Annotated in this window: 16 protein-coding genes and 2 tRNA genes; all 18 read right to left on the bottom strand. The window is 33.6% G+C overall.

Annotation, left to right across the window (positions count from 1 at the left end; genetic code table 11):
* Positions 1-553: 553 nt before the first annotated feature.
* Positions 554-1,702: a methionine adenosyltransferase gene (metK, locus tag ABDH49_04200; GenBank protein MEN3046167.1), complete on the bottom strand. Its 1,149-nt coding sequence runs from the start codon at positions 1,700-1,702 to the stop codon at positions 554-556.
* 70 nt (positions 1,703-1,772) lie between these two features.
* The gene (locus ABDH49_04195) at positions 1,773-2,225 is read right to left on the bottom strand and encodes an arginine decarboxylase, pyruvoyl-dependent (protein MEN3046166.1); all 453 of its coding nucleotides are present in this window, start codon (positions 2,223-2,225) and stop codon (positions 1,773-1,775) included.
* Positions 2,218-3,138: a spermidine synthase gene (locus ABDH49_04190; protein MEN3046165.1), complete on the bottom strand. Its 921-nt coding sequence runs from the start codon at positions 3,136-3,138 to the stop codon at positions 2,218-2,220. The genes ABDH49_04195 and ABDH49_04190 overlap by 8 nt, the downstream gene beginning before the upstream one ends.
* Entirely contained in the window at positions 3,128-3,838 is a 711-nt protein-coding gene (locus ABDH49_04185) for a DUF3108 domain-containing protein (GenBank protein MEN3046164.1), read from the bottom strand. The genes ABDH49_04190 and ABDH49_04185 overlap by 11 nt, the downstream gene beginning before the upstream one ends.
* Before the next feature lie 8 nt (positions 3,839-3,846).
* Entirely contained in the window at positions 3,847-4,659 is an 813-nt protein-coding gene (locus tag ABDH49_04180) for a succinate dehydrogenase iron-sulfur subunit (GenBank protein MEN3046163.1), read from the bottom strand.
* A complete protein-coding gene (locus tag ABDH49_04175) occupies positions 4,656-5,015 on the bottom strand; it encodes a hypothetical protein (protein ID MEN3046162.1) in 360 nt (119 codons plus the stop codon). Before ABDH49_04175 ends, ABDH49_04180 begins: the two co-directional genes overlap by 4 nt.
* A gap of 9 nt (positions 5,016-5,024) precedes the next feature.
* On the bottom strand, positions 5,025-5,477 hold the full coding sequence (locus ABDH49_04170; protein MEN3046161.1) for a hypothetical protein: 453 nt from the start codon (positions 5,475-5,477) through the stop codon (positions 5,025-5,027).
* Between the two features lie 13 nt (positions 5,478-5,490).
* A complete protein-coding gene (locus ABDH49_04165; GenBank protein MEN3046160.1) occupies positions 5,491-7,212 on the bottom strand; it encodes a succinate dehydrogenase/fumarate reductase flavoprotein subunit in 1,722 nt (573 codons plus the stop codon).
* Between the two features lie 18 nt (positions 7,213-7,230).
* Positions 7,231-7,306: transfer RNA gene (locus ABDH49_04160), tRNA-Arg, on the bottom strand.
* Positions 7,307-7,318: 12 nt separating this feature from the next.
* Positions 7,319-7,393, bottom strand: a tRNA-His gene (locus ABDH49_04155).
* 61 nt (positions 7,394-7,454) lie between these two features.
* Positions 7,455-9,542, bottom strand: a complete 2,088-nt coding sequence (locus tag ABDH49_04150) for an acetate--CoA ligase family protein (protein ID MEN3046159.1) — start codon at positions 9,540-9,542, stop codon at positions 7,455-7,457.
* Positions 9,511-10,062 carry a cob(I)yrinic acid a,c-diamide adenosyltransferase gene (locus ABDH49_04145; GenBank protein MEN3046158.1) on the bottom strand — a complete coding sequence of 184 codons (552 nt, stop codon included), beginning with the start codon at positions 10,060-10,062 and terminating at the stop codon, positions 9,511-9,513. Before ABDH49_04145 ends, ABDH49_04150 begins: the two co-directional genes overlap by 32 nt.
* Positions 10,059-10,325, bottom strand: coding sequence for a 50S ribosomal protein L27 (gene rpmA, locus ABDH49_04140; GenBank protein ID MEN3046157.1), 267 nt, complete (start codon positions 10,323-10,325; stop codon positions 10,059-10,061). Before rpmA ends, ABDH49_04145 begins: the two co-directional genes overlap by 4 nt.
* 13 nt (positions 10,326-10,338) lie before the next feature.
* Positions 10,339-10,659, bottom strand: coding sequence for a 50S ribosomal protein L21 (gene rplU / locus ABDH49_04135; GenBank protein ID MEN3046156.1), 321 nt, complete (start codon positions 10,657-10,659; stop codon positions 10,339-10,341).
* Positions 10,660-10,714: 55 nt separating this feature from the next.
* Positions 10,715-12,415, bottom strand: a complete 1,701-nt coding sequence (locus ABDH49_04130) for a HAMP domain-containing sensor histidine kinase (protein MEN3046155.1) — start codon at positions 12,413-12,415, stop codon at positions 10,715-10,717.
* 42 nt (positions 12,416-12,457) lie between these two features.
* On the bottom strand, positions 12,458-12,871 hold the full coding sequence (locus ABDH49_04125; GenBank protein MEN3046154.1) for a cytochrome c maturation protein CcmE: 414 nt from the start codon (positions 12,869-12,871) through the stop codon (positions 12,458-12,460).
* A 110-nt stretch (positions 12,872-12,981) separates the two neighbouring features.
* Positions 12,982-13,521: a hypothetical protein gene (locus ABDH49_04120; GenBank protein MEN3046153.1), complete on the bottom strand. Its 540-nt coding sequence runs from the start codon at positions 13,519-13,521 to the stop codon at positions 12,982-12,984.
* Positions 13,466-13,723, bottom strand: a complete 258-nt coding sequence (locus ABDH49_04115; protein MEN3046152.1) for a hypothetical protein — start codon at positions 13,721-13,723, stop codon at positions 13,466-13,468. The genes ABDH49_04120 and ABDH49_04115 overlap by 56 nt, the downstream gene beginning before the upstream one ends.
* Between the last annotated feature and the right edge of the window lie 45 nt (positions 13,724-13,768).

Here is a 13,768-nt window from a genome sequence, read left to right as displayed (position 1 = left end):
TTGATGCATCTGCTTCATCCCAAACTGCAAGATAATACCCATTAGTGAAAGCAACATCAGTTCTATCTAGAAATGAAATTCCGTAGTTTATTAATATACCATTATTATCGATTATACTCCCATCTCTTTTTACTCTGACAGCGTATACATCACCATTAGCATCAAATCTGTAATCTATATAAACAACTAAGTAGTTTTCTCCATCAAAAGCACAGGAGGGAAAATCTCCTCTTCCAGGTGATATCTTAAAACCCCCTCTAATTTTTTCTTTTCCTCTTTCATTTATTATGGTTCCATAAATTTCATACTGTCCAGATCTTGCATCTGCCCAAACAATAAGAAACTCCCGATCAACATAATTATACGTAATATCAAGAAATCTTTGAAGAGCAGTATGAGCAATTCTCCTTGTTATAAACGTATCAATTTCAAACTCTTGAGTGATGTCCTTTAGCTCAAACCTTATTAAATCGCCTATACTAAGTGTTAAGAGTAACCACCACCTACTCTACCTCCTTTTATACAATACATAATAATGTTTGTATCAAAACAATTACAACAATTCTTTAAATTCTTCTTTACTATCCAATCTCTCCCAGGTAAAACCCTCCTCTTCTCTACCAAAATGGCCATAACAGGCTGTCCTTTTAAATATGGGTCTTCTAAGATCTAGAAAGTTAATTATTCCTCTTGGGGTTAGATCAAATCTCTCTTTTATAAATTTAATAATTCTTTCCTCAGGAACTTTACCGGTATCGTATGTATTTACATAAACTGCAACAGGCTCTGGGACTCCAATTGCATAAGCAAGTTGTACTTCACAAATGTCAGCTATACCAGAGGCAACTATGTTTTTAGCAAGATATCTTGCCATGTATGTAGCTGACCTATCAACTTTTGTAGGATCTTTTCCAGAAAAACAGCCACCACCATGTCGTGCATAACCACCGTAAGTATCTACCATAATTTTTCTTCCTGTTAATCCAGTATCAGCTTGAGGCCCCCCTATCACAAATCTTCCTGTGGGATTTATAAAAATCTTAACATTATCATCCATCATCTCCCTTGGAATAACCTTTTCTATAACAACTTCTAGTAAGTCTTCTCTTAACTCTTTTATAGAAATATCAGGATCATGTTGAGCAGAAAGTACTATTGCAGTAACTTTGTCGGGTTTACCGTCAACATACCTAACAGTTATTTGAGATTTTCCATCTGGTCTTAAATAGGGCAAGGTTCCATTTTTCCTCACGTCTGCAAGTCTTTTAACAAGTTTATGGGAGAGCATTATGGGAAGAGGCATTAGTTCTTCAGTTTCTCTTATGGCAAATCCGAACATCATTCCTTGGTCACCTGCTCCTCCTATATCTACACCCATGGCAATGTCTGGGGCCTGAGATTGAATTGCTGTTAAAACAGCCACTGTTTCATAATCAAGCCCGTAGGCAGGATTAGTATATCCAGCTTCTCTTATAGTTTCTCTCACAATATCTGGTATCTCTACATAACACTCAGTTGTTATCTCTCCAGCAATAATGAATATTCCCCTTGTTGTCATAGCCTCACAGGCTACTCTTGCATCAGGATCTTTTTCAATTATAGCATCAAGGATCGCATCAGAAACCTGATCACAAAGTTTATCTGGATGACCCTCTGTTACAGACTCTGAAGTAAAATAAGAGAGACCTTTTGTTTTTCTCAACTTACTAACTCCATTCTTTTTAAAGGGAATTTGAACCCTTTATTAAACATTTTTATTATAACTAATCTAATTAAAATATTGCGCAACCAGCAAAAACACACGTATACTCCTTTACTTTTTTTTCAATTGAAACAATCTCAATTTTTTTTATTTTTATATTTCTATCTGACATCGATTTTTCAAGCATACTTTTTACCTCCTCTATACCCTTAAATTTTTCTCCGTAAGAACTCCACTCCATTATTAAACCTATTTCCTCTTCTTTCTGAGGAATAGCTACACCACATACAGCTGAAATAGTTTCTCCTTTTTTATCGGAAATTAAATATCCATAAGCAATATGAAGGATTGAAGAAAAAGGTAAATGTATTTTTCTTGACCTTTTAACTCCAGGTGGTAATATGCTTGAAACTTTAACAAGATTAAAATTGCCTATTTTAGCACTTATTAAAGCCCTATCAAATGATAAAAGTTTCTTATCACCAACCCCGTACCCCTTCGTTAAAAAGTAATACTTAAACACTTTTCTCCCAAATAAATGGGTCTTTATCTGTTATAATTCTACCACTTTCTCTCAAAGAAGATTCCAAATAACTAGGTAAACTAAAAATTTTTTTAATATATTCAGAATTTAAGAACCTACACGTCTTAAAAACCTTATCTTCTCTCCTTTTGTCAAATCTTTTGAAAATTTCCTCCATATTTAAAATTTCTTTTAAGGAAATAACAAATCCCCAAGACATATTAAATGAGGGAACAAAGACCTCGTAAACAAAAACAGAGGGGAAAATAGTTTTTAAGGTTTTAAAAAGAGAAATGATAAAGCTATTATAATAAATGACGGTAGATCCAGCTTGAAAAGCACATATTCCTCCTTCTCTCAGTTTACGATACAAAATCTCAAAGAACTCCTTAGTGAATAAAAGTGTCGATGGACCACCTTCAATTGGTTCAGTAAGATCAGAAATGTAAACATCGATTGTATCATCTCCAAGTGCTTCAACATCCTTTCTTGCATCACAGAAAATAAGCTCTACTCTACTATCGTAAAAGGAGTTTTTATGCCACTCAGGAAGATAAATTTTAGAGAGGTTTACGAACTCTTCATCTAGGTCACACATTCTAACTTTTTTAACCCCCTCATGTTTTAAGATTTCTCTCAAAGTTGCACCCTCTCCTCCACCCGCCAAATACACATACTCAGGATTATTATGTAAAAACAGGGCAGGATGCACAAGGGCTTCATGAAATATAAACTCGTCACACTCTGAGCTTTGAATCTTTTCATCAAGAAAAACAGTTTTTCCAAAAATTGCAAGCCTTACAATATCAACTTTTTGGTATTTAGTAAATCCTGTGTATAAAATCTCGTCTATTTTATAGTAAAATAGGATCTTATTTAAAAAGGATTCAACGTAAAATTCATTAATTATCATTTCTTTTCCTGTTCCTCATTTCTTTTAAGATTGCTCTTATAGAACCAAACCAAACTTTTGTAGAAATGTAAAGTGGTACCTTTTTCTCGTCATTAGAGACCCAGATCTCTAAACCTCCCTTTCCACCAAAAATTGCTTCCAAACCAGATTTTCCCCTATATTCACCAGATTTTTCCATTATCAGAACTACTTTATAAGCTTCTCTCTTTCCAAGTGAAGTATTAAGTGTATCCTTTTTCTCAACTAAGGCATAAATTTTATAAATTTTTCTGTCCGCAAAAAGTAAAAGATCTAATGTATCCCCTACTTTAAATTCTTCGTTTCTTAATTTATAAAAAATTGATAAAACATCAAATGCTCCTTTCTCAAGTTTACTTATTTTACCATCCGAATCGTAAACTTTTAAACTGTCATAATCAAACTTATACCACATTTTTTTCTTCCATGTTCCTTCATGTAAGTCTTTCTCTTGTCTTATGGGTAAAAAATTTTTATCAGTATAAGTATCTATTCTATCGTTTACATAAAAAATAAGAGAAAAAAATTTGTTGGTATGACCTTGAGCTTGAAAATGATATAGGGAATCCTGCCTTAAAACTCTCAAATAGGCAATACCTGCACCCATAAAACCATAGAAAACATGAAATACAAGTTCTTCTCCCTCAGAAAAGGCAAGACTAAATAGGAAAAGTAAAAGCATAGAACCTCTTACTCTACAGTTTTCGGGGGAGCTTTTGGAATCTTGTCCCTGTTAGGCCCCTCTGGATACGGTGGGACAACTTCTCTACCTTTTCTCTCTTTTAAAAGCCCAAGAGATTTCTTAAGAACAAGTCTCTTGAGCATTTGAATTGCTAAAGCAGGATCAACACCCTTAGGACATGCCATTGAGCACCCACCGGCAAAATGACAGTTAAAAACTCCGTGATCTTTAGTTACAGCATTTAACCTCTCCAAAACTCCTTCATCCCTTTTGTCTGCTGAAAACCTATAAGCTTGTGCCAAAACAAGGGGTTGAAAGAAAAACTCATCAGAGGAAGATACAGGACAGGAGGATATACAAAGACCGCATTGTATACAGTAACTAAACTGTAAGTATTCTAAAAGCTCATCCGGAGTTTGAGTGTATTCTCTTGTTGGATTTTCTTGTTCTTTTTCATCCTTTCTTATTAAATAAGGCTTAATTTTTTTATAATTTTCAAAGATACTGGTGAAATCAGGGACAAGATCTTTAATTAATAATAAATTTGGGATTGGTTCAACTTTTATAACACCCTTTTTAGCCACCTCTTTAACTTGTGTATGGCATGCAAGATCAGGCTTATCGTTTATAATCATGCCACAGGATCCGCATATACCCATCCTACAGGAGTAGCGAAATGCAAGTGTTGAATCAAAATTTTCTTTAATTTTAAGAAGAGCATCAAGAACAGTCATTCCCTCCTCATAATCTATTTCAAAAATTTCAAAACCTTCTTTATTAATTTCGGGAACGTACCTTTTAATAGCTACCTTGATTTTCACCTTATTCCTCCTGCCTTAACTGTTGTAAAAGTTCCATAAAAGAACAAAATTAAACCTAAAAACCAAAGAAATATAACAATGTGTTTTTTATATTTTTTTCCAAAACCTGTTTCTGAAAGTATATTTTTTAAACCGTAAAATCCATGAAAAAGGGCAAACATCAAAAAAAGAATATAAATAAAAGTAAGTGTCACATTACTAGCCCTTTCTACTACTTTTTCCCAATCAAGAGGATTCTGGTAAAATCCCAATCTCTCTAAAATTTTATAAAAGTGCATAATTAATATGTGACTTAAAAGCAAAAAAAAGAGGAAAGCCCCTGATAAATAGTGAAGGACCCAATATTTCTCCCTCATTTTAACCCCCTACTTAAAAATAAAAAACTCTTTAAATCCTAATATCAGATACACAAAAAAACAAATCATTAAAAAATAGAGAAAGGCTCGGGGGCCTTTCAAGGAGAGAGCAACATAGGGATACTCAGGCCTTCTCGGTTTTCCAAGTAAAAATCCAAACTCTGTTATAAGTAGTCTTAACCCATTTAGCGCGTGAAAACCAACGGCAAGAACAAGTAAATATTCAAAAAAATGAACAAGGTTGCGATAGAAACCCTCGCCCATTACTCCTACAATTTTCATCGTTCTTATCCAAGCATCTTTGCCATAGGCTCTTGATCCCACGACTATAATATGGAGACATAGATAAAAAACAAGTATAATTCCAGTTAATCTATGGAAAGAAAAAAGCCATCTTTCAATATTTACCTTAAAACCTGGAAAAAACCAAGATTTCATTCCTTTATAGTTTTTTTTCATCATAATTACCCCCCAATTAATATTTTCTTTCTTCTGGTTTCCAGTAAGTGATTGTTACTGGAATATACTCAATTCTTACCTCACCTTTTTCATCTCTAAAAGCTAGCGTATGTTTTAAAAAATCCTTATCGTTTCTCTCTGGAAAATCAAGTCTTGCATGTGCTCCCCTTGACTCCTCTCTTTTCAAAGCTGAAATTGCTACTACCTCTGAAACATCTAGCATATTTTCAAGTTCTAATGCATTAATAAGCTCAGTATTATATATCTTACTTTTATCGTGAATTTTTATATCTTTAAATCTTTCCTTTAGCTCTTTAATTTTCTTAATGGCTTCCTCAAGTCCCCTTTTCTCCCTGAAAACCCCCACATTTGAATCCATGGTTCTCCTCAATTCTCTTCTTATCTCGTATAAGTTTTCTTTACCGTTTTTATTTAACAATCTATTAAATACTCTATCAACCTCATCTTTTACAACTTCATCCACTTTTTTCGGTTCTCCTCCATCTGATTTTAAAAATTCAAGAGCTTTTTGAGCAGTAATTGCACCCCAGACAAGGCACTCGGCTGTTGAATTAGTACCTAACCTATTTGCTCCATGAAGTGAAGTACAAGCAACTTCACCAGCAGCCCACATATTATCTATACCGTGAACCTTACCGTCAATGTCACAATGTATACCACCCATACTATAATGTTGAACAGGTCTCACAGGTAGCGGTTTATCTATTATATCTAAACCTAAATATTTAATCCCTACTTCTCTAACAAGAGGTAATCTTTCTAAAATCTTCTCCCTACCAAGGTGGGTAAGATCAAGATGTAAGTAATTTAATCCATCAGATCTTTCAAAGCCCCTACCTTCTCTAATTTCGCTCATCATTGCTCTTGAAACAATGTCTCTAGGTGCAAGTTCCATCATTTTTGGGGCATACCTTTCCATAAATCTTTCTCCTTTATTATTTTTCAAGTGACCTCCTTCACCTCTTGCTCCCTCTGTAATGAGAATTCCGGAGGGAACAAGACCAGTTGGGTGAAATTGCATAAATTCCATGTCCTTAAGTGGTATTCCTTCTCTGAAAGCAAGAGCTTGTCCATCACCAGTTACTGTGTGGGAGAAAGTTGTAAAGGAGTATATTCTTCCTGCGCCTCCTGTCGCTATTATACCAGTTTTTCCATAAAATACTACCATTTCTCCACCTTTCATGTCATAGGCTACGCATCCGTGGAATCTTTTATCTTTTATTAAAAGTTTAGTAACAAAAAATTCATCGAACCTATCCCAATTATTATATTTTTGTAACCTGTTATAAAGTGTATGCATCTCAAAAAATCCAGTTTTATCTTCTGCAAACACAGCTCTTGGATAGGAGTGGCCTCCAAATGGTCTTTGATCAATTCTTCCGTCTTTTTTTCTTGACCATGGAATGCCCCAATGTTCAAGTAAATATATCTCTTCAATAATTTTTTCAACGAATCTAAATACGACGTCTTGGTCAGCGAGAAAATCAGAGCCTTTTACAGTGTCCCAGGCATGAAGCAATGTTGAATCTCCGTCTGCGTAGTTAAGAGCGGCTCCTGTTCCTCCTTCGGCGCATACGCTATGAGATCTCATAAGGTGAACCTTTGAAATTAGGGCTACTTTTACTTTATCGTCTGATTTTCTCAATGCCTCAAGAGCTGCTCTTAGACCGGCAAGTCCAGATCCGATGATAATAAGATCGTAATAGTAAACTTGCATTTTAAAATTTTATTTATGGGCCCCCAGCGGGACTTGAACCCGCAACCTCCTGGTCCGAAGCCAGGCGCTCTTTATCCAATTGAGCTACGGGGGCATTTTAAAAAGGGGTGGGCGAGGGGACTCGAACCCCCAACCTCTGGAGCCACAGTCCAGTGCTCTAACCAACTTGAGCTACGCCCACCACCTCCCTTCCCCAGACCCTATTTTTTATTATAAGATATACTTTCTAAAATTACATAAAGTCAAACTCTTATCCTCGCATCCGCAATAAGTGCACCCTTTCCCTTTTCAAAAACAAAAATAGGATTTAAATCCATTTCTTTAATTTCTCCCATAAATTCTGCAAAAGAAGAAACTCTTAAAATAAACTCCTTTATTTTCTCAAGATCTGACTCTTTTTCACCTCTAAAACCTTTAAGAAGAGGATAAAATTTGATCTCCCTCAACATTTCCTCAGTTTCTTCAACTGAAACAGGAACTAACCTAAAAGTAACATCCTTAAAGATTTCTACAAAAATACCACCTAAACCAAAAAGTAAAAGATAACCAAACCTATCATCTTTCTTTAGTCCTATTATTATCTCTTTGTGACTTTCTTTGACCATTTTTTGTAAAACTGCCTTTTTAAATTTTTTGATTTTTCTCTTAAATCTACTTTTTAGACTTTCATAGGCCTTAAAGAGATTTTCCTCATCTTCAATATTAAGTATAACCCCTCCAGCATCCATCTTATGAACAACTTCTCCAGATGCTATTTTTAGGACAAGGGGAAAACCTAACTTTTTTGCGCCCTCCAAGAGGTCATCCTCACTTTCTACTTTAAACCATGGAACTACATTAAAACCTGCTTCTTCAAGAACTTTAAAACATATGTCAAGATCAATAAAACCTGTATCTGTTTCTGGCTTTAGAAAATCTTTTAAATTTGAAGGAAAACTAAAATCTTTATAAGTTTCTTTTCTTTTTTTTATGAAATTTGAATATCTTAGCATAATAGAGAGAGACTTTGCAGCCACATCTGGAAATCTATAGAAGGGGACACCCTCTTTTCTTAAGACCTCAGCTCCCTTTTCAACATCAACAACTCCCATTAAAACAGTAACAAAAGTTTTTTCTTTTTTGTTTGCATACTTTGAAATTACCTCTGCTACTTTTTCTATATCTATCATTCTTTGAGGTGCCATCAGAAAGTAAATCGCATCAATATTTTTGTCGTTATAAAGGGCCTTAATAGCAACTTCAAATTTTTCCGCATCAGCCTCAGCTAAAAGATCAACGGGATTTTTTAAAGATGCATGAGGTGAAACAAATGGTCTTATATTGTTTTTAGTAGAATCTGAGAGTTCATTCACTACTAAACCGCTTTCAATCAAAGAGTCAGTTGCAACAATTCCTGGACCACCTGCGTTAGTAATTATTCCGACTCTGTTACCTTTTGGATAAGGTTGAGAAGCAAGAAGTGAGGCATACTCAAAAAGTTCTAAAGGTGATTGAACTTCTATGACTCCTGCTTGTCTAAAAACAGCCCTATAGACAACTGGTTCACCTGCAAGTGATCCAGTATGAGAAGAAACGGCTCTTGCACCCTCAGGACTTACTCCTGCCTTTAGAGCCAAAATTGGTTTCTTTTTCGAGACATTCTTTGCAACTTCGATAAATTCTCTTCCCCTTTTTAGTTCCTCTATATACATTAAGATTACTTTTGTTTTTTCATCTTCACCAAGGTATTCAAGGAGTTCAACTTCGTCTATATCAACACGGTTGCCCATGCTGATGACTTTTGAAAAACCGATTCCTCTTGATTTTGCAAAATCAAGAATAGATACACAGATAGCACCACTTTGAGATATAAGGGAAATATTTCCTTCTTTTGGCATATCACTTGCAAAATTTGTAGTAAATCTCACATTGGGATCGGTATTTATAACTCCAATACAATTTGGACCTAAAACTCTTATTCCAAACTCTTTTGATATCTTTTCAACTTCCTTTTCAAGCTTTTCACCTTCGGGTCCAGATTCTTTAAATCCGGCACTTATTATGATTGAGACTTTAATTCCCTTAATTGCACTTTCCTTTAGAACCTGAGGTACATAAGCAGCTGGTACTAAAATACAGGCAACATCCGGGACTTCTTCTAAGTCTGAAATTTTCTTGTAACATTTATATCCTAAAATACTTTCAGCTGTGGGATTCACAACGTAAATAGTTCCCTTGTAACCCGCGAGTATTAGATTTTTTAGGGTAACATATCCTACACTTCCTTCCTTTCTTGATGCACCAATAAGGACGACACTTTTAGGGTTTAAAAGCTTGTAGATTTCTTTCAATTCCCCCCTCCCTTTTATTTACTTCCCTACCAAGTAAAAAGAGATAATCTGAGAGTCTATTTAAAAATTTAAGGACAACCTGTGCAGACTTGTGCTCGTCTAAAAGAGAGGCTACACTCCTTTCTGCTCTTCTTGCAACGGTTCTTGCGAGATGAAAGTAAAGAGAAGATAGGGTTCCCGAAGGAATGATAAATTCCTTAAGTGGACCTAAACTTTTACTAAGTTTTTCAATTTTTTCTTCCAATTCAGTAAGGATTTTATCTTCAATAACAGGGCCTTTTTCTTCCTCAGGTATTATAAGCTGGGCAGAAGCAATAAAAATTAATCTTTGGATCTTTTCGACTTCCTCTTTTACGTCATCATCTTTACTATAAAAATAGCAGAAACCTAAAATTGAATTTAATTCATCAAGGTCTCCGAGTGCGTCAAAAATTTTATCGTCTTTTCTTTTTTTCTTATCTTTCCAGTAATAAGAGAAACCTTCGTCTCCTTTTCCTGTGAAAACCTTTGTTATTCTCAATGAGGTAATTCACTTTTTTCGTAGACAGAGACGTATACTCTATTTTTTCTTTTCTCAAATTTTACGTATCCATCTTTTGTAGCGTAGAGAGTGTCATCTCCCCCTCTTTTTACGTTCCAACCAGGCCAAAACTTTGTTCCTCTTTGTCTAACAAGGACTTCGCCACACTTTACAAACATATTTTCCCATCTTTTTATACCGAGATATTTGGCATTTGAGTCCCTTCCATTTTTAGAAGATCCCATTCCTTTTTTATGTGCCATCTCCCCTCCTTTTTTAAATAATTTCTATTTTTTCTATAATAGCTTCAGTAACCTTTTGTCTATGTCCCTTTTTTCTTCTATAATTTTTTTTAGGTTTCATCTTAAAAACTATTATTTTTTTCAGTTTTTTAAGTGGGTTTGTTACTCTTGCTTTAACTCTTACGTTAGGTAAGTAAGGATAACCAATTCTGAGGTTTCCATTTTCTTTGAGCAATAAAACTTTGTCGATAAGAACCTCCTCCCCTTCCTTAACGCCTTTTAGAAGTGGTAAATCAATTTTTTTTCCTTCTTTTACGTAGTACTGTGAGTTTTTAAATTCGATTACTGCCCACATGGTTACTCCTTTTTAAAGAAAATTATAAAGAAAATTAGTTAAGATTTCAAGTGTTTTAGGTTTTTATGATAAATTCTGTTCCCTTGCCCTCTTCTGAACTTACGAAGATTTCGAATCCATGGCTTTCAATTATTTTTTTTACGGTGAAAAGGCCAAGACCTGTTCCTTTCTTTTTAGTTGTAAAGTAGGGTTCAAAAATTCTTTCTAAATTCTCTTTTTTTATTCCGATGCCGTAATCTTTTATCTTTATAAAAACAGTGCTATCTTTTTCATAAATTTCTATGTCTATTTTTCCTCCTTCTGGTTGGGCTTCTATGGCATTTTTAAATAGATTCAAAAAAACTTTTTCCATTTGAATAGGATCGAAAAGTAGTTCTTTATCTATACCCTTTAAGTTGACCTCGATCCTATTTTCCCTTAATTCTGGCTCCATTTTTTTAATTATTTTTTCTATGAATTCTTTTATCATCACTTTTTCCTTGTTTAAATAAAAGGGTCTAAGTAAGTTCATAAACTCTTCAATTGAGACTGTTAGAGAGTTAATAGCAGATTCAAGTTGTGGATATTCGTCCTTAAGCTTTTCTTTTAGTCTATAGACCATCAGTTTTAGGGAATTTAGTGGATTCTTTAATTCATGAGCAAAAGAAGATAATATTCTCAAAATGCTTTCTTCTTCTTTTTTCTTTTCTTTTTCTAAGAAAATCTTCATAAACTCGTTTATTTTAAAAAAGAGTATTAAGTCTTTACTTCTTATCGCAAGATAATAGTCGTTGCCAGAGCGGTATAAAAACTGACTTTTATCTTTAAAATCAGAACTTAGAAGTGGGAGACTTTTGCCATAAATTTTTCTTATCTGAGAATCGTAAATTTTATAGATAGAGAGATCATCAACAACGTCACTTAAAATATACTTTTTGCCTCCGAAAAAGTAATAGAGCACTAAGCCAAATAAAATTAGGAAGATAGTAATATTGAGGGCTATTATCCAGTTAATTAAAAGAAATTTTGTTTTTAGACTATCCATAGATATTCCTAGTCTTAGTATCCCGACTGGGCTGTTTTTAAAGAAGAAGGGTTTTAAAACCTCAACGACTTCTTCCTCATTTATTTTTGCCTTTTTTACAACTACTTTGTTTTGATTTATTATATCGGAAAAAATTTTTTTATCCTTAATTGGAGAAATCTTTTTTGAAGAAAATACTATTTCACCTTCTGATTCCAGGGCAACGTATTCAACTTTTTTTTCTTGACCTAACCTTTCTAAAACTTTTTTTAATCCCGCTTCTCTCTTTTTTTCTATCAAATCTTTTATGTTCTTTATCATAAAAACATAATAGCCTTCTTTTTCCACAAGATAAAATAGAGAGTCGTTATTTATCATCTCGTCTCTAGCTTTTCTTAGAATTTCGCTTTCTAAAAATTGATTAATTTTTCTGCTTGTTGATTTTATTACTTTTAAGTTTTTATCTAAAATAGTTATTTCGTAGAAACCGCTTGAAAGTGCAATTTTCATAATTGAATCGCTTCTAAGATCAGGAACGATAAGTTTAGATAATCCTTCCAGGTTTTTAAAATAAAGATCATCAATATAATAGGAGGCACTCAAAATTGATTCAAAGAGCGGTTCAAAAAGGTCAATTAATTCGCCTGCTTCTTTTTTGATCTCCCTCTCTTCTTTGAATCTCAACAGAAAAATTAAAATTAAGGTAAATGTAATCAAAAAGAATTTAAGAAAAATAAATTTATAAAATCGCATTATATCTCAGCTCTCAGCTATTTATTCTAAAAGAAATTAGACTTATTTGTCCTTTTTGTTTACTCCTTCTTCAGCTTGATACTTTGTAGGGCATTGAGTTAAAAGAAAGTGAGCTTTGAATGTGTTTTCAACCTTTAAATAGACCCCTTCAACAACGACTTGTGCTTCGGGCTGATATAACATATCAGGTACTGTTCCCTTATATATAACTTTAATTCCCCTTTCTTTTGTTCCAATTTTAAATTCAACCTGATTTCCTGTTTTTTTTACAGTTCCTTCTATAACTTTGCCTTGAAGTCTAATTACCTTTCCATCAACAGAGGGGTTCTTTTGAAAAAACTCATCAACTGTATAGTAATAAACCCAGGTTCTTTTCAATCCACTTAAGATTAAATATATGATGCCAACCACAAAAAGAATACCTATAATCGCTATTTTTATATTTCTGTCTTTCATAGCTTTATTATAGATTATACTTTTAAGTTTTTCAAGGATTAATTATCTTATACCAAGCTTTGCCGAAAAAATAATTCCAGCAGCAAAGGTGAAGAAAAGGAGAAAGAATTTTATAAGATTATAAAAGAAACCCCTGTAATCGAAGTATAAAAATAAAAAGGTGAAGAGCCATAAATTAAAAAGAAAGGGGTCAAAAGAAGTATCATTAAGGCAAGAGGTATACCGAGAATAGATACAATTAAAATGAGTATAATGGGAAAATAAAGAATTTGTACTAAAAAACCAAGGGCTAAAGATAGAAATGGTCTTAACTCAAGTTCCCTTTTCATATTTTCAACAGTTCCAGGAAAAATAATCTTGACTAAAAAAACTAAGAAAGAATAAAAGAGAACTAAAATGATAAACCAAAGAAAATTGAAAAAATTTTTAGAGGGAAGTTCTTCTGTCTCCACTGATAGATATTCTTCTATTTCTTCTTTTTCTTCCACTACACTTTCAGGCTTTTCTCTTTTAATAAAAACACCCTTTCCAATAAAACTCAAAATTTTCAAAAGAGAGAATATAGGTCCAGGATTAAGAATTACTTTTCCGCCTTCAACTTTTGCACCCTCTTCGATATAAACTTTGCCCGCTAACTCTACAATCTCCACCTATAACTACAGCGTTACCCTGAACAAAACCATCTACCTTAAGATTTCCTCCTATAACCGCAAGATCGCCTTTAATTCCTCCACGAACTTCCACGTCCCTACCAATTACAGAAATATCACCAATTAAAGTGTCAGACTTATTAATAATAACTTTATTTTTGTGTATTTTATATTCTTCAGCCGCAATAATGATTAAATACATATAAAATAAAAATATTTTAAACCTCCTTGACTTTTAGAGGGCTTA

This window comes from Candidatus Hydrothermales bacterium, from assembly GCA_039630235.1.
In the GTDB taxonomy this organism is placed as follows: Bacteria; Hydrothermota; Hydrothermia; order Hydrothermales; family JAJRUZ01; genus JBCNVI01.
The sequence above is the reverse complement of the archived record's forward strand: the minus strand, read 5'-3'. Positions and strand labels throughout refer to the sequence as shown.

Coding starts and splice junctions, on each gene's coding strand:
- ABDH49_04190 (MEN3046165.1), bottom strand. CDS start 3,138: ATGATAATTAATGAATTTTACGTTGAATCCTTTTTAAATAAGATCCTA.
- ABDH49_04185 (MEN3046164.1), bottom strand. CDS start 3,838: ATGCTTTTACTTTTCCTATTTAGTCTTGCCTTTTCTGAGGGAGAAGAA.
- ABDH49_04175 (MEN3046162.1), bottom strand. CDS start 5,015: ATGAGGGAGAAATATTGGGTCCTTCACTATTTATCAGGGGCTTTCCTC.
- ABDH49_04170 (MEN3046161.1), bottom strand. CDS start 5,477: ATGATGAAAAAAAACTATAAAGGAATGAAATCTTGGTTTTTTCCAGGT.
- ABDH49_04165 (MEN3046160.1), bottom strand. CDS start 7,212: ATGCAAGTTTACTATTACGATCTTATTATCATCGGATCTGGACTTGCC.
- rpmA (MEN3046157.1), bottom strand. CDS start 10,325: ATGGCACATAAAAAAGGAATGGGATCTTCTAAAAATGGAAGGGACTCA.
- rplU (MEN3046156.1), bottom strand. CDS start 10,659: ATGTGGGCAGTAATCGAATTTAAAAACTCACAGTACTACGTAAAAGAA.
- ABDH49_04130 (MEN3046155.1), bottom strand. CDS start 12,415: ATGCGATTTTATAAATTTATTTTTCTTAAATTCTTTTTGATTACATTT.
- ABDH49_04125 (MEN3046154.1), bottom strand. CDS start 12,871: ATGAAAGACAGAAATATAAAAATAGCGATTATAGGTATTCTTTTTGTG.
- ABDH49_04115 (MEN3046152.1), bottom strand. CDS start 13,723: ATGTATTTAATCATTATTGCGGCTGAAGAATATAAAATACACAAAAAT.